Origin of the sequence: Flavobacterium sp. HTF (assembly GCF_003105115.1) — a bacterium.
Taxonomy (GTDB): Bacteria; Bacteroidota; Bacteroidia; order Flavobacteriales; family Flavobacteriaceae; genus Flavobacterium.
In genome coordinates, this window is sequence record NZ_QETH01000015.1 from 1 (window position 1) to 18,617 (window position 18,617).

Below are 18,617 nucleotides of genomic sequence, written 5' to 3' on the forward strand. Positions count from 1 at the left end.
AATATTTTTCATTAAAAACTAAAAAGTATTGATTTTCAAACACTTATACCTGAAATTAAATTTCAAATCATAAGCAATAGTTAAATCCGTTTTTAACTGTTTATTTTCCTTAAATTTACAGCTATCAAAATTAAACCCAAAATTATGCCAACCGACTGTATCAGCTACCAAAACTCAGGATATTTCTCGACTTTGATACACGATTATTTAGACCAAAAACCGGAATTAAAACCGCTATATAACCATTTTCCAACACTGGAAAACTTTGAAAAACAAATCATTGAAAAACAACAGAATTTTGATAATAAAAACCGGATTCCGTTAGTTTCTGTCTTAAAACAACAATATGCTTCAATTGATATTTCTGATTTTACCAGACAAAATATTGAACTTTTAGCTCACGAAAATACGTTTACAGTTACTACCGGGCATCAGTTAAATCTTTTCAGCGGGCCTTTGTATTTTTTATATAAAATCATCTCCACAATAAACCTTACCAAAGAATTAAAATCAAAATATCCTGCTTATAATTTTGTTCCAATTTACTGGATGGCGACGGAAGATCATGATTTTGAAGAAATTAATTATTTTAATTTTAAAGGAAAAAAATTCCGCTGGAACAAAGAAAGTTATGGTCCTGTTGGAAGATTATCTACCGAAGGTTTAGCTGAATTTTTAGAAATTTATGCTTTAGAACTAGGATCAAGTACTAATGCAAATTTCTTAAAAAAAACATTTGAAGATTCCTATCTCAAGCACGACAATCTTGCCGATGCCACCCGTTTTCTGGCCAATAGTTTATTTGCCTCTCAGGGATTAGTAATTATAGATGCAGACAATGCCGATTTAAAACGTGCTTTTATTCCGTATGCAAAAGAAGAATTGTTAAAGCAGACTTCATTTAAAGCAGTTCAGGAAACTATAACTAAACTAAAAGATTATACGGTTCAGGTAAATCCAAGAGAAATCAATTTATTTTATATCGAAGATAACCTGCGTGAGCGTATTGTTTTTGAGAATGATAAATTTATAGTAAATAACACCAAAACTTCTTTTACAAGAGATGAAATTCTAAAATTATTAGAAAACAATCCGGAGAAATTCAGTCCAAATGTAATTATGCGTCCGTTATATCAGGAAATCATACTTCCTAACCTATGTTACATTGGCGGAGGCGGGGAAATTGCCTACTGGCTCGAATTAAAATCTTTTTTTGATGCTGTAAACATAACTTTTCCAATGGTTTTGGTTCGAAATTCTGCTCTTTTAGCCACAGAAAAGCAGGCAAAAAAAGCAGATCATTTAGGTTTAACCTGGAAAGATTTATTTACAGAGCCAACCCGTTTAGTAAATACCATAACACATAAGATTTCAGAATTTCCAATTGACTTAACACCTCAGAAAGAAATTCTTGAGAAACAATTTCAATACTTATCCGAATTAGCCCAAAAAACGGACAAATCTTTTAGCGGTGCAGTAAAAGCACAGGAAGTTAAACAGAAAAAAGGATTGGAGAATCTTGAAAAACGTTTATTAAAAGCACAAAAAAGAAAACTGCATGATCAGTTAGAACGAATTACAGATCTGCAATGTCAGCTATTTCCAAATAACAGCCTGCAGGAACGTCAGGCCAATTTCTCTGAATTTTATTTAGAAAAAGGCGAACAATTAATTCCATTATTAACTCAAAAATTAAGACCTTTAGAAACTAATTTTTCGATCATAACAATATAATTAGCATATAATACCACAATAATTCAGGATAAAATAACCACTCCGTTCTGAATTATTGTTTCTTAAACCAAATAGCGAACTTTTAAAATTTATTAACTAACCAATTTACCCAAACCAATGGTAAAAGAACGCTTAATTTCGCTAGATGTCTTTCGCGGACTCACTATTTTATTAATGACAATTGTCAACAATCCCGGAGATTGGGGACATGTTTTTCCGCCACTTTTACATGCCGAATGGCATGGTTGTACACCAACCGATTTAGTCTTTCCGTTTTTTATTTTCATTATGGGAGTTGCAGTGCCTCTCGCAATGCCGGATAAAAAATATGATGACACCACTTTCAGCAAAATTCTTATTCGTTCATTACGAATGTTATGTTTGGGGATTTTCTTTAATTATTTTGGTAAAATTCAGTTTTTTGGTCTGGAAGGCATTCCACTTCTAATTATCAGATTATTAATTACAATAGCAGTTGGCTATGCACTGATGGGTAATTTTAGTTCCAAGCTAAAAAACATCTTCGCTTTCTCAATATTATTTATTTACCTCTTTTTGGCTTACAGCGGTATAGAAGCGTATCATGATGTACGTCTTCCGGGGGTTTTACAGCGAATTGCAGTTGTATATTTTGTTGTTTCTCTTTTGTATCTAAAAACATCTCAAAAAACACAAATCATTACAGGAGTTGTGTTATTACTAGGATATTGGGCAGTTATGACTTTGATTCCCGTTCCCGGAATTGGTGAGGCTAACTTAGAAAAAGGAACCAATCTGGCTTCATGGCTCGATAGCATTATCTTAAAAGATCATATGTATAGCGGTACCGTGACATGGGATCCGGAAGGAATTTTAAGCACAATTCCATCCATTGTAAACGGAATTATCGGTTTGCTAATTGGTCAGCTATTACAACAAAAAATAGCAAAAACTACTATTGCAAAAAAAATGGCATTGGCAGGAATTGCTCTGATTATTGGTGGTTTAGTTTGGAATATTGTTTTTCCGATAAACAAATCAATATGGACCAGCAGTTATGTTTTATACACAACCGGCCTGGCGACAGCAGCACTTGCAATCTTGTATTACATCATTGATATTGCAGAATACAAAAAAGGATTTAAATTATTTTTAATCTGGGGAGTCAATCCAATGATTGTATTTTTTGCCTCACAGATTATTCCGCAGTCTTTGGTAATGATTCAGTTCGAAAATCCACACAAAACCGGAAAACAAATTAATCTTCTGAGCTATTTGTACGAATATGGAATTGCTCCGTTTTTCAGCAATCCGATGATGGCATCGTTTGCCGGAGCATTGGTTTATGTGGCAATCTGGACCTTTATATTGTGGATATTTTATAAAAATAAACTAATATTCAAAGTTTAAATATTTTAACCGAATAAGTAATCTGGTTTAATAAAACTTTTTCTTAGCTAAAACACTATTCTTACATGTTTTAATTATGAATTTATTAAAATCAATTGATAAAAAAAGTCTACTTTTGCACAAAATTAAAAATAAGTAATAAAATGGCAACAAATAGAACTTTTACAATGATTAAACCAGATGCTGTTGCAAACGGACACATCGGGAATATCTTAGCAATGATTACAAATGGAGGATTTAAAATCGTTTCATTAAAATTAACTCAATTAACTGTAGCTGATGCTCAGGCATTTTATGCGGTTCACGCTGCAAGACCTTTCTACGGAGAATTGGTAGAATTTATGTCACGCGGACCAATTGTTGCTGCTATTTTAGAAAAAGAAAACGCAGTAGAAGATTTCAGAACTTTAATTGGAGCTACAAATCCTGCTGAAGCTGCTGAAGGAACTATTCGTAAAGCATACGCAACTTCTATTGGAGAAAATGCAGTTCACGGTTCAGACAGCGACGAAAATGCTGCAATCGAAGGTGCATTTCACTTTGCCGGAAGAGAGCAATTCTAATCTAAATTTGAGATTTGAGAGTTCCTATTTTAGCTGAACTTTAAAATAAAAATGCCGTTTCAAAATTTTGAAACGGCATTTTTATTTTTATTTAAACGTGAACCTTAAAATTATCTCAAAACGACTTCTTTAACCACATCACGTCTTAGTTCTTCATTGATCATCTTAATGATTTTCGACTTTCCATGACTTAATTCATCTCTTAAAACAGAAGATCCAAGTTCTACATAAAGTGTACTTCCCTTTAAAACAACATTCCTTGTATAGGTATTTACACCACTTCCCATTAATTGCTTCCAGGCATCACGTACGTCGATCTGATCCATTCCGGGCTGCAGCTTATTCGTCTGAATAATTTGCTGTAGCACTGCTCCAATTGTACTTTCGTTATTTAGTCTCTTTGCCATCTTTCAAAATGTTTATTGGTCCAGCTTTTTTATAATGATATTCTTTATTCTCAGTATTTTTAACCACCAATTCATCATCAGACAAGGTAATCAATTCTTCACTCCATTTTGCATAATCTGTCTTATAATCTAAATAAACTTTCTCACCCGCAAAACGTACCGAAACATCCTCATAAGTATCTGTAGTCAAAAAAGTACCATCAAGCTGCGCCATTACTTTTGTTCTGGTTCCTTTATTTCCTTTTATCTTAAAGAAATCAAAGTTTTCATTCATTCCGTACACCTTCTCTTCACCTTTATCAAAAACAACTTTTGTAATTTCCCAGTATCCATTTAGTTTTTCAATATCTGTCGGTTTAATTTCCTGTTTGCATCCCACAAACAAAAGAGACAAAACCAAAATCATAAAAGTATTTTTCATAAATAGAATTATTTTAAGGAGCTGGTACCTACTGTCCGCTGTATTCCCGATAAACAAAAACTACGGCTAAAAAGCCTTGTTTTTTTTTATCGGGAGATGCCGCTTCCATCAGGGCTAGGGCTCCGTTTTCAAAAGAAGTTTTTATTTCAATCACAAAGTTACTCTTATAAAATTTTCAAAAGAAATAAAATTTCATAAAACCCATTAAACTATTTCGATGTTTCAGAAAAGCAGTAATTGGATAATTCTCAATTCACGCGTACAAGAATCTAAAAATGATTCTTTCGTAAATTCAAAAATATTTTTCGTTAAGGGATATTGCAACCGCTATCAACTTTATTACTAAAGCCAAAACAAATTTCTCCAAAAATATGGGAAGATTTCTACAGATGCAATCAAAATTGTTTCCTCAAATACGTGTTTAGTAGTGTGTACAGACGATACGGTTTGGGAATTAAAAAAACAAAATCAGGGTTTTAAAGAAAATATGATTATCTGTTTTTTATTCTTTTAAGCATTCCCATAAAAAAGAACACCAAACCCAACACTAACAAAATGTAATAGAAAGACAAGCTTTTGTCTTTTAGAACATTTGCTAAAACAAAACTTATTACACTTGCAAAATAAAAAGTAACAGGTGTTATATTTTTTAAACTCATTCTGATTATTATTTTCTTATTTAAAGAAACTATCTACAAATTCATATTTATTAAAAACCTGTAAATCTTCAATACCTTCACCAACTCCAATATACTTTACCGGAATCTGGAATTGATCTGAAATACCAATTACGACACCACCCTTAGCAGTTCCGTCTAATTTTGTAACAGCCAGAGAAGTCACCTCTGTAGCAGCAGTAAACTGTTTTGCCTGTTCAAAAGCATTTTGACCAGTTGAACCATCCAAAACCAAAAGTACATCATGAGGTGCATCTGCTACTACTTTCTGCATAACACGCTTTACTTTGGTAAGTTCGTTCATCAAATTGATTTTATTATGCAGACGTCCGGCAGTATCAATAATTACAATATCAGCATTTTGAGCCACGGCTGACTGCAAAGTGTCAAATGCAACAGAAGCAGGATCACTTCCCATTTGCTGTCTGACAATCGGCACATCCACCCTGTCTGCCCATACTTGTAGTTGATCGATAGCAGCAGCACGAAACGTGTCTGCAGCTCCTAAAACAACTTTATACCCTGCTTTCTTGAACTGATAAGCCAGTTTACCAATTGTTGTAGTTTTTCCGACTCCATTGACTCCAACCACCATCAAAACGTATGGTTTCTTGTCTTTTGGAATATCAAATTCAGTAGCTTCGCCTCTGTTTGTTTCAGATAACAAAGCACCTATTTCATCGCGAAGAATCTGATTTAGTTCGTCTGTTCCTAAGTACTTATCTTCTGCTACACGTTTTTCAATTCTTGAAATTACTTTTAATGTTGTATTTACCCCAACATCCGAAGCAACCAGAATTTCTTCCAGATTATCTAATACATCGTCATCAACTTTAGATTTTCCGGCTACGGCTTTACTTAACTTTGAGAAAAAAGTAGTTTTTGATTTTTCAAGACCTTTGTCTAAAGTCTCTTTTTTATCAGTAGAGAATAATTTTTTAAAAAAACTCATTTTTTTGTAGATTATTTGATTATCCGACTTCTGAATTATCAGAAATCCAAATCTTTAAAGAAAGCCAATTGTTACTCCTTCAAATTTATAGACAAATATAGGTAATAAAAAAGCTACTTCCGAATGAAAGTAGCTTTTCTATATAATGTAATTGTAATTATTTCTTTTTCAAGAATTCATCAACTTCTTCAGGAGCCATAATAGATTCTACGAATGTATATGCACCAGTTTTAGGAGATTTCACCATTTTGATGGCTTTTGATAATCTCTTAGAAGATGTTTGTAACGATGCTACGGTTTTCTTTGCCATGATTCAAATGTTATTTGAAGCTTTTATAAAACTCTCATGGCTAAACCATTCGAGATTTACAAAAATCTCTAATTATTACTTAATTTCTTTATGAACAGTTACTCTTTTTAAGATTGGATTAAATTTCTTAATCTCTAATCTGTCCGGAGTATTTTTTTTGTTCTTAGTTGTAATATATCTAGAAGTTCCTGGAACACCAGAAGTCTTGTGCTCAGTACATTCTAAAATTACTTGGATTCTATTACCTTTCTTTGCCATCTTGCTATATATTTATTTAGGAAAAGATTATTTGATAAATCCTTCTGACTGTGCTTTTTTCAAAACAGCAGTGATTCCATTTTTATTAATTGTTTTTATCGTAGATGCTGCTACTCTAAGAGTAATCCATCTATCTTCTTCTGGAAGATAAAAACGCTTTTTAACTAAGTTTACAGAAAACTTTCTCTTAGTTTTGTTCATAGCGTGAGAAACGTTATTTCCTACCATCGCTCTTTTACCTGTAAGGTCACAAACTCTTGACATTATACTTATCTTTTATCGTTATTCAAAATCAGGGTGCAAAGAAAAGAAAAATAAACCATTGTAGCAAAAAATTATTGCACAATTTTCAAAATTTCTTTCTGTAATATTTCCAAACTCTTAATGGTCGCTCTATCTATCACTTTTTCACGTGGTTGGCCAAAGTTAAACTCTTCGGTAATTACACCATTTGGTGTAGCCAAAGCAATAAAAACTGTCCCAATTTCAGCATCTGAGTCTCCTTTTGATGGTCCAGCGTTGCCAGTTGTAGCAATTGAATAGTCTGTTTTGAGTATCTCTTTCACATTCAAAGCCATAGCGGTTGCAACCTGCGCACTTACTACAGAATATTGATCTACCAATTCCTGCGACACCCCAAGAACATTAACCTTCACCTCTGTTGCATACGAAACAATACTTCCCTTGAAATAATTTGAAGCTCCCGGAACAGCCGATAAAATTGAGGCAATTTTTCCTCCTGTAAAACTTTCAGCCGTAGAAATAGTTTTGTTTTCTTTTGCCAAAAGTTTCCCTACAACAGATTCAATCGTTTCATTTTCTTCGTAACCTACTATTATATCATGAATTATAGCATCCAGTGATTTTATATTGGCTTCAAGTGCCTCTTCCAGCATCTCTTTATCAGTTCCCCTGGCAGAAAGTCTTAAACGCACTCTCCCCGGATTTGGCAGATAAGCCAGTTTAATAAAATCAGGAAGATTATTTTCCCAGTTCTCAATACGTTCCGCAACCAGACTCTCACCCTGACCGTAAGTCAAAATTGTTTTATGAATAATATAGGGACGTTTGTATTCGCGAACAATTTTAGGAATTATTTCTTCTTCGATGAGATACTTCATTTCATAAGGAACTCCGGGAAGGGAAATAAATACCGTATTTTCTTTTTTCATCCACATACCTGGCGCAGTACCAACTTTATTATGCAAAACGGTACAAGTTGAAGGCACTAATGCCTGATCTTTATTTAATTGTGAAATCGGGCGTTTATAAAAACCTTCTATCAGCTCTGTGACATGAGCCAGTACATCCGGATTTACCACTAATTCATCATCGAAATATTCGCAAAAAGTTTTTTTGGTTACATCATCTTTTGTCGGACCTAAGCCACCTGTTATAATAACCACATCTACTTTGTTTTGCAACTGGGCAAAAGTGTCTAAAATGTGTTTTTTGTCGTCACTTATCGAAATCATCTCGGTAACCTCAACTCCAATTTTGTCTAATGATTTTGCTATAAAGCCTGAATTGGTATCTACGATCTGACCAATTAAAATTTCATCACCGATAGTTATAATAGTTGCTTTCATACGATAATTTTGTTTTCTGCTGCAAATATGCAGGTCGTTATTAGAAAGTAGGCAGTTGTCGCGAAGATTGCATGAGAGGGGCAGAAACAGCATCCTTTGCGACAAAGAAGCGTTTCATTGATATAAAAGTTTTTCGTGGAAAAGATCCAGAGTTTCAGAAATCCGTTACAACCTTATTTTTAGCCTTTTTAAAATTAAGCCAAAAATAAGGTCACACTCGAATTTTATAAATCAAAATCTTTTTTGATTTCTTTGATTGCTTCTTTTACCTGTATTTTTATACTTTTAAAAGTTTCGACAATCTCTTTTTTCTTTCCTTCTGCTTTTGTCCAGGCTTCGACTTGAAGGATTTCTTCAAACGCAACATTTAAACCCATTAGATCTAAAGTTGGTTTTATTTTATGTGCATAAGAATAGGCATATTTATGATCCTTTTTCTTAATCCCTTCTTTGATTTGTTTTAAATCTTCAGGAACTTCTGTAACAAATAGTTTTAGAATTTCGTTTACAAATTCAGGGTCGTTATCTGAAAGTGCGTAAACTTTCGAAAGGTTGTACTTTAAGGCCATTATTTTACTTGTATTCTAAATAATTTTTTATCTTCTAAAAATCCTTCCAAAACGTCGTTTGGTTTTACAGACGCAACTCCTTCGGGAGTTCCTGTAAAAATAATATCGCCAATTTTTAATGTAAAATATTGCGATACAAACGATACTAATTCATCAATTTTCCAAAGCATAAAGCTTGTATTTCCTTTTTGAACCGTCTTGGAATTGTTTGTAAGTTCAAAATTAAGATTTTCCATAGAAACAAAATCTGTTTTTGGCAAAAATTCACCGATGACTGCAGAGCCGTCAAATGCTTTTGCTTTTTCCCAGGGAAGGCCTTTTGCTTTTAATTTATCCTGTAAATCCCTGGCAGTAAAATCAATACCTACACTAATTTCGTCATAATACTTATGCGCAAATTTCGGTTCAATATATTTTCCTACCTTATTAATTTTAACAATTATCTCAATTTCGTGATGAATTTCCTCAGAAAATTCGGGAATGACAAAAGGGTGCTGCTTTAATAAAACAGCAGAATCCGGTTTCATAAAAACAACAGGTTCCGTAGGCCTTTCGTTCTTTAATTCCTCAATATGATTGGTATAATTTCTACCGATACAGATTATTTTCATTCTTTTTAAGGTACTGAGATTCTAAGCCCCTAAGATCCTAAGAAATCAAGCTTAAAAAAACTCAGAACCTTAGAACCTTAGCAACTTAGAACCTTATTTCGTGTTTAATCTTCTTAATTTAATGGCTGTCAAAACCTTTTTGGTATATAAGGGAAAATCGGCATTTTGGATCCAGCTGTAGTATCCCGGTTCTGTTTCTAAAACCTTTTCAACTTTAGCACCTTTATGTTTTCCAAAAGTAAAAATCTCTTCATTATCTTTATCAAAAGCAATCATTCCGGCAAAATCAGCTATTTTTTTACGGGTTGTAAACTCCGACAATGATTTCATATCATTTTCTAATTCAGGGTAACGATCCAGTTGCGCTTTCAGGATTTCATAAGTCGCCATTGTGTCTGCCTCTGCCGAATGGGCATTTTCAAGGCTTTTTCCACAATAAAATTTCAATGCCGCACTTAAGGTACGCTCTTCCATTTTATGAAAAATAGTCTGTACATCGACAGAAACCTTATTTTTCATATCAAAGTCAACTCCGGCACGAAGTAATTCTTCTGCTAATAAAGGAATATCAAAACGATCTGAATTGAATCCTCCCAAATCACTGTCCTTAATCATATTATGAATTTGCGGTGCCAGCTCATTAAAAGTAGGCTCGTTTGCCACTTTTTCATCTGTAATACCGTGAACAGCTGTAGTCTGAGGGGGAATTGGAATTGTTGGATTAACTAACCAAGTTTTACTTTCTTTATTTCCGTTTGGAAAAACTTTAAATATTGAAATTTCTACTATTCTGTCTTTTCCAATATCAATTCCTGTAGTTTCAAGATCGAAAAAGCAAATTGGTTTATTGAGTTTGAGTTCCATTTTTGATTTTTATAAGTTTACAAATATAATTTTTAAAGCTGAATTTCTCCCGTTTTTTTTATAAAGTTGAAGATTTCTGTCATGATTTCTACAAAGTGACAAAAGAAAAACCCTTTCAACATTTAAAATGTTAAAAGGGCTAAATATCTATAAAACAAAACGTTTTAGAAATCTCTTTCTACATCAAAAGCTTCTAAATATTCTGCAACTCTTTTTACAAAACTTCCTCCCAGTGCACCGTCAACTACCCTGTGATCATAAGAGTGTGACAAGAACATTTTCTGACGGATTCCGATAAAATCGCCTTCAGGAGTTTCAATAACCGCCGGTACTTTACGAATAGCACCAAGAGCTAAGATTCCAACCTGAGGCTGGTTGATAATTGGCGTACCAAAAACACTTCCAAATGTTCCTACGTTTGTAACGGTATAAGTACCGCCTTGTGTATCGTCCGGTTTAAGTTTTCCTGTTTTTGCACGGTTACCTAAGTCATTTACTGCTTTTGCCATTCCGACAAGGTTTAACTGATCGGCATTTTTGATAACCGGTACAATTAAATTTCCGTTTGGCAGGGCCGCAGCCATTCCTAAGTTTATATTTTTCTTTTTGATGATATATTCGCCATCTACAGAAATATTCATTCCCGGAAAATCTTTCAGAGCTTTTGCAACAGCTTCCATCATAATCGGAGTAAAAGTAAGTTTCTCCCCTTCTCTCTTTTCGAAAGCCGTTTTAACTTTATCTCTCCATTTTACGATATTGGTCACATCAACTTCAATAAATGATTGTACGTGAGCTGAAGTTTGTACAGAAGCGACCATATATCCTGAAATCAGTTTACGCATTCTGTCCATTTCGATGATTTCATCACCTCCGTTTACAGATACCGGAACTGTTTGCTGGCTTTTCTGAGCAACTGGCTCAACTGCTTTTGCCACCGGAGTTTTTGATTCTGCTGCTTTTGGCTCTTCTGCTTTGGCGGCTACTGTTTCGTTAACCGTTTCCTGAACCGCTTTTGGCGCTGCAACAACACCTGATTTACGATCTTCAATATATTTTAAAATATCTTCTTTTGTAACACGTCCGTCTTTTCCTGAACCCTGAATATTTTCAAGTTCAGTAACCGAAACACCTTCTTCCTTTGCAATATTTTTTACTAGCGGAGAGAAGAATTTGTCTGATCCCGAAGTTTCCTGAGCGAAATCATTTGGCGTAGCTGTCGTTTCCTGAGCTGCTTCAATTGTTTTTTCGATTTCTGCTGCTTCAGCCGGAGCCGGTTCGTCCTCAATAACTTTATCAACCAAAAATGACGACGATATTTCAACACCACCTTCTGTTTCGATAATTGCAATTGTCTGTCCAACCTGAACTAAATCATCTTTGCCAAATAATTTTTCGACCAAAGTTCCTGATACTTCGCTTGGTACCTCACTGTCAACCTTATCGGTTGCAATTTCGAGTACAGCCTCATCAGCTTCAATTTTGTCTCCAACTTCTTTCAACCAGTTTGTAATAGTTGCTTCAGCTACACTTTCTCCCATTTTAGGAAGCTTTAATTCAAATCTTGCCATATTGTTAACCTCAAGGGTGATTTTGATTTTCAGATTGCGAAATTACTGAATATTTTATATATAAATTACACTTAATATAATTTTTACTCGATTTTTATAGTTTGCCCTCTGTCATTTCTTGAATTACTTCCAATAATAAAATTTGCGTTTTTGGGGAAAATTTTAAAAGTAATGTCCTTTTCTTTAAGCGTTTCTATGATTTTGATACAATTTCTAAATGAAATGTATTGATTATCCAAAATAATCTCTACGTGTTTTCCTTTAGAAATCAGGGACGAATTTACCATTTTTTCTTTTTTGAAATCGAAAATAACTACTTTATTTTTAAGAATTGAAGACAATTTTTCATACAATTTACTATCCGAAGAATAGAAAACATAACTTTCCGGCAGCGGTTTGTCTTTTGTTTTTCCCTGGAACATTTTAACAAATGAAAAAAACAGAATTCCGATTTTAATAAAAATAGAAAAAAACAATGATTCCCTGAAATGCTTTTGGTAAAAAAACGTCATCGCTTCCTGAAAACGTTTCATATATTTTTCATCTTTTATAGTACTTTCACCTTTATAGTGCAAAACTGTCGCTTCATGAAAATAATAATTTTTCTTCTGCTTCAGTAAGGCACGATACGAAAGATCAATATCGTCTGCATACATAAAACAATCTTCATCAAAACCTCCTAATTCAATATATAAATCACGCTGCATGAACATAAAAGCACCGACAAGAATAGCTACATTTCCTGTTTCGTTTTCTGAAATGTGCTGTGCGTAATACTGATTAAAAAGTTTCCATTTTGGGAAAATTTTATACAAGCCAAAAATCTTAGTAAAAGAAACCCAGGGTGTCGGAACCCCACGCTTGCTTTCGGGAAGAAATTTTCCTGTTCCGTCGATTAATTTACACCCGATAATCCCCAGGCTGGTTTGCCTTTCGGCGAAAGCCAAAATTTTAGAAAATGTATCTTCGGCAACAACTGTATCGGGATTCAGAATACAAATATACTTTCCGCGTGCCAGGGCAACTCCTGTATTATTTCCTTTTGGAAAACCAAAATTTTCATTATTCTGAATCAGTTTTATATTCGGAAAACGTTCTTTCATCATCAGGCAACTATTATCAGACGAATTATTGTCTATTACAATAATTTCGCTGTCAATGGCAGAAAGTGCTTCCTGAACACTTAAAACACACTGTTCCAGAAAATAGCGAACATTATAATTGAGAATAATAACTGATAATTGCATAGAAATCCTAACCTTTTGATTTTTTGGAAAGTTAGAAATTTTCGGCTAAACCCAATCGCAAAGACCAGTCGTTTTTACTGAGTCCGAAATCTAAAACTAAATTACTGTTGTTTTGTTTGTTCCATTTGATGCGTAAACCTGTACCCACAGCGGGATTAAATTTGGTAAATTTATAGGTGTCCAATTTTGAAACTGAGGAAATATTGGTAAAAAATACGGCTCCAATAAAACCGTTTTTAGTAATATCTGTTCTGTATTCGGTTTCAAAATACAAAAGGGCATTACTGCGGTATCTGTTTTTGGTAAAACCTCTTCCTGTTTTTCCTTCTCTATCCCACCCTATACTGGGCAAATCAAGATAATGGGGTTTGCCTGAAAATGTAGACCAGTAAAAAGCCCTTGAAGCCCAAACGCTATGTTTTTCTTTACTAAAAGAATAATATTTTCTGGCATCGAGATAAAGTGACTGCCATTTATCTCCATCAACCCCGCTTGTGTTTATTCGAAAATCGGCTTCGAGATAAAAACCCTGTTCCGGATTAATTGTATTTTCCCTGGAATCATATAACCCCTGAAGAGCAAATCCTAAGGAAGTTTCATCCGTAAAATCTCCATCCATATATTTTACATAATCCGTTTCTTGTTCTATATAAGATTCTTCAGAAATATTTTTATAATTATCTAACAAAAAACCCAAACCCAATCGGTAATTACCAAACACTTTTCTGTTGACAAACTGATAGAATCTCCATTGCTGGTAATCTAAAGTCGACATTTCTTTGTCGGTGTTATGTTCTCCCAGTCCATAAGTAAGTTGAGGATAAATCATATATCGATAATCGCCAATAAAATTCCATTTGTTATTTTTTGTATAAATATAAGTTTGAAGCGGAAAGACATATTGATTTGAAAAACTGAAATAAGGAGAAAAAGTTACCTGTGACATTTTTGTTTTTTATAATCGTCTCCCAAATAGAAACTCGTCAAAAAAGAAACTACCAATCCTGTATTTGAGCTTACACCAACCGGGACGGGCAATAAAGAGAAAGCAAGCTTTTTATTCTTATAGTTTATGGAATCATTTTTTTTAAAGATCTTGTACAAAACATCCCGTATATCTTTTTTATCCATAGGAATGCTGTCATTCTGAGCGTGACAAAATGAAATTAGAAAAAATAAAAACAAAAAGAATTTTACTTTTAACTCATTCATTAAAAACGATTTACAATTAATATTATAACAAATTTAGAAAAATATTGTGCGAAAAATAAGTCAGTAAAATGAATTTATTTTTAGAAGAGTATATTTGAAAAAGAATATAAATTTTTGATTATGATTCGGTTATCTATTCTGTTTTTGGTTATTCTATCTCTTTCGGGCTTTATTGACAAAGATTCTTCAGATCTTGTAAAATCCAATTATTGGTATATTGCCGGTCCGGCAAAAGAAACTCAGGAAACTATTAATGTAATCCGCGAGAAAGAACATCTTGTTCGGGTAACTGCCAAAGATTTTCCAGTTGGTGAAATTGAACTAAATGTCATGATTACACCCTCAGAATCAAATGACGGCGCAGCAACAAACCTATCAGATAAATCAAAATGTATAATTATAACTTATAAAACTAACCAACTTATAAAACTTCAGGCACGCGAAGGAAATGAAGAAGGAACCGGCTGTATGCACGGAGGTTCGCACCCAAGAGTTGATTTGCCGGCATCTCCTGAAAAATTTACAACCACAAAAATTCCCTGGACAAATTTTAGACAAGACGGTTTACCAGACGGAAAACTTTTGAACATTAAAAATCTCTGCAAATTCAATTTTGTCAACTATACTCCTGTCTCCGGCTTTTTTCTGGAAATAAAATCGGTTAAAGTTGAACTTTGAAGGTGAATTTGTTTCAGGTTTCAGGTTTCAGGTTATCACCTCAAACCTGATTTTTTATAATTGCATCTGAATCTTGTACTTATTACAGATTTTCATAACCAGTAGCATAATGGTAGAAAATACCAGTGACCAGATGATTCCCGGAACTCCTTCACGGAAATAATCCGGAATTATATGCAGGTTAAAAGCGGAATTAAAATAATAAATTACGCCCGGCAAAATATAAATCAACAAAGGGTTTGCGGCTGCCGGCATAAAGAAATTACTCCATTTCGTTTGTTTTTTAATTTCCATTAACCAATAAAGAAAGTAAAATAAAACGGTACAAATGGCAGCAGAAAACATAGTCCATGACGGAGTTCCTTTTATTTTTGAGATTCCGTAATAAGGTCTCAAAAAACAAGCCGTAGCAAAGAAAAGCAATGCAAAACCTATTACGGGCCAATTGATTTTCGGAGCAATTTTTCTATCAAAAAACAGTAACGAAATTATAACTCCGGCCGTAACCAAAGAAGCATGAGCCAAATGTCCGGCAATAAAACTAAACAAGAAATTTTGTTTAATAGCCAGTCCTTCTGTCAGGTTTACTGAATTGGCAATAACACAAATAATCAAAAACAAAATCATTGCCCATAATTTTCCGGAAACCAGCCAATAATATACTACTGTTATAAGATAAGCCCAGCCAATCAGACCTAGAATTCCCCACCATTTTGGTGTCATTCCGATTTCTCCCGTGTCCTGAACATAGAGAAAATAAAGTGCCATTAAAACCAGCATCCCGCCATATTGCAAAGTGTATTTTAACCAAACCGGAAAATCCTTTGGGTATTTATTCCAAATCGGAATGGGCATTGCATAAGCCAAAAGTCCCCAAAATACAGGAGTAATTATCATTTTTGATGCATCGTAACCATATTCGGCATTGACCATAAAAACGCCAATAATTATCAACGCCAAAGCTCTTTTTAAGGTGTGGGTCCAGATTATCCTGGTGCTGTCTCCTTTTAGTAATCTGGCATTAAATGCAAAGGGAACAGACATCCCGACAATAAATAAAAACGAAGGAAAAACTACATCAACAAAAGTCATCGCGTCTGCATCTGCGGGCATGTGCCTCATCCATTGCGGTACATTTTTTACGCTTGCGAGTTCATTTACAAAAATCATTACAAAAATCGTAATTCCACGTAAAGCGTCTATCGAAATAATCCTTTGATTGTATAAATTTTCTTTTATTTTCATAAATTATTACATTTTTAATAATGTCAAATATAATATAATTATAAAACGGGAAGTTACATTGTTACATTAATTTCAAAATCTGAAATCTGTATAAATATTTTTTCAAAACAAAATCTATTTCATTTACTTTTGCCGCATGTTATCATTTCTAAAATCCAAACCACGTTTAAGAGAGCTGCTGTCCGATAATTATATCGACATTCATTCGCATCTCTTACCGGGAATTGATGACGGGGCAAGAAACATTTCTGACACTATAAAGCTGGCAAAAGCCTTTCAGGAAATTGGATTTTCTCAATTTGTGACTACCCCTCATATCAAAAATCATTTTTGGGATAATTCTGCTGAAACAATCATTGCAAAACAAAAAGAAACTGCCATTGTATTAGAAGAAAATAACATAACAATCCCGTTTAAAACAGCATCAGAATATTTTATGGATGATTGGTTTGAAAATCATTTTAAGACTGAAAAACTCCTTACCATAAAAGATAATTATGTCCTGGTTGAAATATCGTATATAAGTCCGCCCGCACAGCTTCATAAAACCCTTTTTGATTTGCGCGTTGCAGGTTATACGCCCATTTTAGCACATCCTGAAAGATATTTGTATTATCATAAAAACTTCAATGAGTACGAAAAACTAAAAAAATCGGGTTGTTTGTTTCAATTAAACTTATTGGCGACAATGGGATATTATGGAAATGAAGTTACCAGGATTACAGAAGAACTTCTGAAAAAAGGAATGTACAATTTTGTTGGTTCTGATGTGCATCATCGCAGCCACATACAAGCGTTTGACCAGAAAATAAAAGTGAATAGTATTGCTGCTCTTAAAGAAGTAATTAAGAATAATGAGATTTTTAAATTCTGATTAATAGGCGTTCTCTTCACCTTTAAAAATGTTAATGATAGTTCGCACTATAATTTTTATATCCAATAATAAACTCCAGTTTTCGATATACCAGATATCATAATCTACTCTGTTTTCCATATCGCTAAGTTCTTTGGTTTCACCACGAAAACCGTTGACCTGTGCCCAGCCTGTTATTCCGGGTTTTGTATATTGGCGTACTAAATAATTATTTATCAGTTCACTATACTCCTTTGCAAGATTGACCATATGAGGCCGTGGCCCTACAACCGACATATCGCCCCAAAAGACATTAAAAAACTGCGGTAACTCATCAATACTGGTTTTGCGGATAAAAGCCCCAAATTTTGTAATTCTGCTGTCGCCTTTTCCTGCCTGTTTTTTATGCGCCAGATCATTCAGATACATACTTCTGAATTTAAAACACATAAAAGCCTGGTTGTCGCGGCCTGAGCGCTGCTGCCTGAAAAATACTGGCCCAGGGGATTCTAATTTAATAATTAGGGCAACGATTGGCAGAAGCCACGGAAAAATTAATAGTATAACCGCTGTCGAAAATAGAATATCAAAAACTTTTTTTACAAGCCGGTTTGAAGCAAATTCTAATGGTTCCGGACGAAACATCAATACAGGCGTATTTTCATAAAAAGTCACTTCTACTTTACTTGATTTTGTGTAGAGCTGAAAATCAGGTATAAACTTGATTCTCACCATATTTTGTTCACATATCTTGACCAGTTTATTAATTATTTCGACTTTGTCAATATGAAGGGCAACATAAATTTCGTCTATTTTTTCTTTTATGATAAAATCCTCAATACTATCAAATCCACCTAAAATTGCGCCTTCAAAATCAGGAGAAACTACTTCTTTATCATCAAAAAAGCCTAAAAAACGATATCCGTAAGTTAAATCTTTGGCCAATATTTTACGCATTCTTTCTCCTGTATCATTGGCTCCAACGATAATAATCTTTTTAAAATTATATCCTTTTGCCCTGATTTCTTTTAAAGCTTTCATCAATAAATAACGGGAAATCATAATCAGCAAAAAGAAAAACAGATAAAAATACAGCAATCGGAGTCTGGAAATATCTGCGTATTTAAGAAAAACTACAAAAATTGCCACCAGGGCGGCGTGAATGGTAATTTTATTAATTGTCCGTTTTAATATCGATTCTATACGCTCGATGCGGATCATCCGGTATGAATTTCTAAAAAGCAGCAATCCGATCCAGATTAGGTTCATCAATAAAATAACTGTTTTTTCTTCTCTTGACGAAAGTTGCTCTAAACTGCCAAACCTGGCCAAAGCCGAAAGATTGATTGAGGCATTTAACAATAACACATCAAAACACACAAACAGTAGTTTGAAATAACGGGAAAGACGGTAATGTGATATTTTTTGAGAAATTTTCATATTTAGGATCTGTGGTCATTCTAAGTA

Annotated in this window: 21 protein-coding genes; 5 read left to right on the plus strand and 16 right to left on the minus strand. The window is 33.8% G+C overall.

Annotation, left to right across the window (positions count from 1 at the left end; translation table 11 throughout):
- Positions 1 to 144: 144 nt before the first annotated feature.
- The 3 genes from bshC to DCO46_RS06670 all read left to right on the plus strand — a co-directional run bounded on the left by bshC (position 145) and on the right by DCO46_RS06670 (position 3,686).
- The gene (gene bshC / locus DCO46_RS06660) at positions 145 to 1,734 is read left to right on the plus strand and encodes a bacillithiol biosynthesis cysteine-adding enzyme BshC (RefSeq protein ID WP_116751789.1); all 1,590 of its coding nucleotides are present in this window, start codon (positions 145 to 147) and stop codon (positions 1,732 to 1,734) included.
- Positions 1,735 to 1,851: 117 nt separating this feature from the next.
- Positions 1,852 to 3,123, plus strand: a complete 1,272-nt coding sequence (locus tag DCO46_RS06665) for an acyltransferase family protein (RefSeq protein WP_116751790.1) — start codon at positions 1,852 to 1,854, stop codon at positions 3,121 to 3,123.
- Positions 3,124 to 3,266: 143 nt separating this feature from the next.
- Entirely contained in the window at positions 3,267 to 3,686 is a 420-nt protein-coding gene (locus DCO46_RS06670; protein WP_073370275.1) for a nucleoside-diphosphate kinase, read from the plus strand.
- Positions 3,687 to 3,796: 110 nt separating this feature from the next.
- Here DCO46_RS06670 and DCO46_RS06675 read toward each other — a convergent pair whose 3' ends face one another.
- From DCO46_RS06675 to DCO46_RS23200, 14 genes are all read right to left on the minus strand, one after another.
- Positions 3,797 to 4,093 (minus strand): DUF721 domain-containing protein, encoded by a 297-nt coding sequence (locus tag DCO46_RS06675; RefSeq protein WP_116751791.1) that lies wholly within the window; start codon positions 4,091 to 4,093, stop codon positions 3,797 to 3,799.
- Positions 4,074 to 4,514, minus strand: a complete 441-nt coding sequence (locus DCO46_RS06680; RefSeq protein WP_116751792.1) for a lipocalin family protein — start codon at positions 4,512 to 4,514, stop codon at positions 4,074 to 4,076. The genes DCO46_RS06675 and DCO46_RS06680 overlap by 20 nt, the downstream gene beginning before the upstream one ends.
- A 675-nt stretch (positions 4,515 to 5,189) precedes the next feature.
- A complete protein-coding gene (gene ftsY, locus DCO46_RS06685; protein ID WP_116751793.1) occupies positions 5,190 to 6,143 on the minus strand; it encodes a signal recognition particle-docking protein FtsY in 954 nt (317 codons plus the stop codon).
- Positions 6,144 to 6,300: 157 nt separating this feature from the next.
- Positions 6,301 to 6,453, minus strand: a complete 153-nt coding sequence (locus tag DCO46_RS06690; protein ID WP_008468081.1) for a DUF4295 domain-containing protein — start codon at positions 6,451 to 6,453, stop codon at positions 6,301 to 6,303.
- Between the two features lie 75 nt (positions 6,454 to 6,528).
- Positions 6,529 to 6,711 (minus strand): 50S ribosomal protein L33, encoded by a 183-nt coding sequence (rpmG, locus tag DCO46_RS06695; RefSeq protein ID WP_008253902.1) that lies wholly within the window; start codon positions 6,709 to 6,711, stop codon positions 6,529 to 6,531.
- 27 nt (positions 6,712 to 6,738) lie between these two features.
- Positions 6,739 to 6,975, minus strand: coding sequence for a 50S ribosomal protein L28 (gene rpmB / locus DCO46_RS06700; protein ID WP_008468080.1), 237 nt, complete (start codon positions 6,973 to 6,975; stop codon positions 6,739 to 6,741).
- A gap of 71 nt (positions 6,976 to 7,046) precedes the next feature.
- Complete coding sequence (locus DCO46_RS06705; RefSeq protein WP_116751794.1) at positions 7,047 to 8,300, minus strand: CinA family nicotinamide mononucleotide deamidase-related protein; 1,254 nt, start codon at positions 8,298 to 8,300, stop codon at positions 7,047 to 7,049.
- A 224-nt stretch (positions 8,301 to 8,524) separates the two neighbouring features.
- On the minus strand, positions 8,525 to 8,869 hold the full coding sequence (locus DCO46_RS06710) for an Hpt domain-containing protein (RefSeq protein ID WP_116751795.1): 345 nt from the start codon (positions 8,867 to 8,869) through the stop codon (positions 8,525 to 8,527).
- Positions 8,869 to 9,480: a fumarylacetoacetate hydrolase family protein gene (locus DCO46_RS06715; RefSeq protein WP_116751796.1), complete on the minus strand. Its 612-nt coding sequence runs from the start codon at positions 9,478 to 9,480 to the stop codon at positions 8,869 to 8,871. Before DCO46_RS06715 ends, DCO46_RS06710 begins: the two co-directional genes overlap by 1 nt.
- Positions 9,481 to 9,573: 93 nt before the next feature.
- Complete coding sequence (locus DCO46_RS06720) at positions 9,574 to 10,344, minus strand: 3'-5' exonuclease (RefSeq protein ID WP_116751797.1); 771 nt, start codon at positions 10,342 to 10,344, stop codon at positions 9,574 to 9,576.
- A 164-nt stretch (positions 10,345 to 10,508) separates the two neighbouring features.
- Complete coding sequence (locus tag DCO46_RS06725; RefSeq protein WP_116751798.1) at positions 10,509 to 11,915, minus strand: dihydrolipoamide acetyltransferase family protein; 1,407 nt, start codon at positions 11,913 to 11,915, stop codon at positions 10,509 to 10,511.
- An 83-nt stretch (positions 11,916 to 11,998) separates the two neighbouring features.
- On the minus strand, positions 11,999 to 13,162 hold the full coding sequence (locus tag DCO46_RS06730; RefSeq protein ID WP_116751799.1) for a glycosyltransferase family 2 protein: 1,164 nt from the start codon (positions 13,160 to 13,162) through the stop codon (positions 11,999 to 12,001).
- A gap of 31 nt (positions 13,163 to 13,193) precedes the next feature.
- Positions 13,194 to 14,108, minus strand: a complete 915-nt coding sequence (locus tag DCO46_RS06735) for a BamA/TamA family outer membrane protein (protein WP_243416267.1) — start codon at positions 14,106 to 14,108, stop codon at positions 13,194 to 13,196.
- Positions 14,096 to 14,374 carry a hypothetical protein gene (locus DCO46_RS23200; RefSeq protein ID WP_243416268.1) on the minus strand — a complete coding sequence of 93 codons (279 nt, stop codon included), beginning with the start codon at positions 14,372 to 14,374 and terminating at the stop codon, positions 14,096 to 14,098. The genes DCO46_RS06735 and DCO46_RS23200 overlap by 13 nt, the downstream gene beginning before the upstream one ends.
- A gap of 120 nt (positions 14,375 to 14,494) precedes the next feature.
- Here DCO46_RS23200 and DCO46_RS06740 point away from each other — a divergent pair, with 120 nt between their 5' ends.
- Entirely contained in the window at positions 14,495 to 15,052 is a 558-nt protein-coding gene (locus DCO46_RS06740; RefSeq protein WP_116751800.1) for a hypothetical protein, read from the plus strand.
- A 54-nt stretch (positions 15,053 to 15,106) separates the two neighbouring features.
- Here the strand turns inward: DCO46_RS06740 and DCO46_RS06745 are convergent, their stop codons facing one another.
- On the minus strand, positions 15,107 to 16,297 hold the full coding sequence (locus tag DCO46_RS06745; RefSeq protein WP_116751801.1) for a DUF5009 domain-containing protein: 1,191 nt from the start codon (positions 16,295 to 16,297) through the stop codon (positions 15,107 to 15,109).
- A 136-nt stretch (positions 16,298 to 16,433) separates the two neighbouring features.
- On the opposite strand from DCO46_RS06745, the gene DCO46_RS06750 reads away from it, so the two are divergent.
- Positions 16,434 to 17,171, plus strand: a complete 738-nt coding sequence (locus DCO46_RS06750; RefSeq protein ID WP_116751802.1) for a tyrosine-protein phosphatase — start codon at positions 16,434 to 16,436, stop codon at positions 17,169 to 17,171.
- On the opposite strand, the gene DCO46_RS06755 is transcribed toward DCO46_RS06750, so the two are convergent.
- Positions 17,172 to 18,590 (minus strand): undecaprenyl-phosphate glucose phosphotransferase, encoded by a 1,419-nt coding sequence (locus DCO46_RS06755; protein WP_116751803.1) that lies wholly within the window; start codon positions 18,588 to 18,590, stop codon positions 17,172 to 17,174.
- Between the last annotated feature and the right edge of the window lie 27 nt (positions 18,591 to 18,617).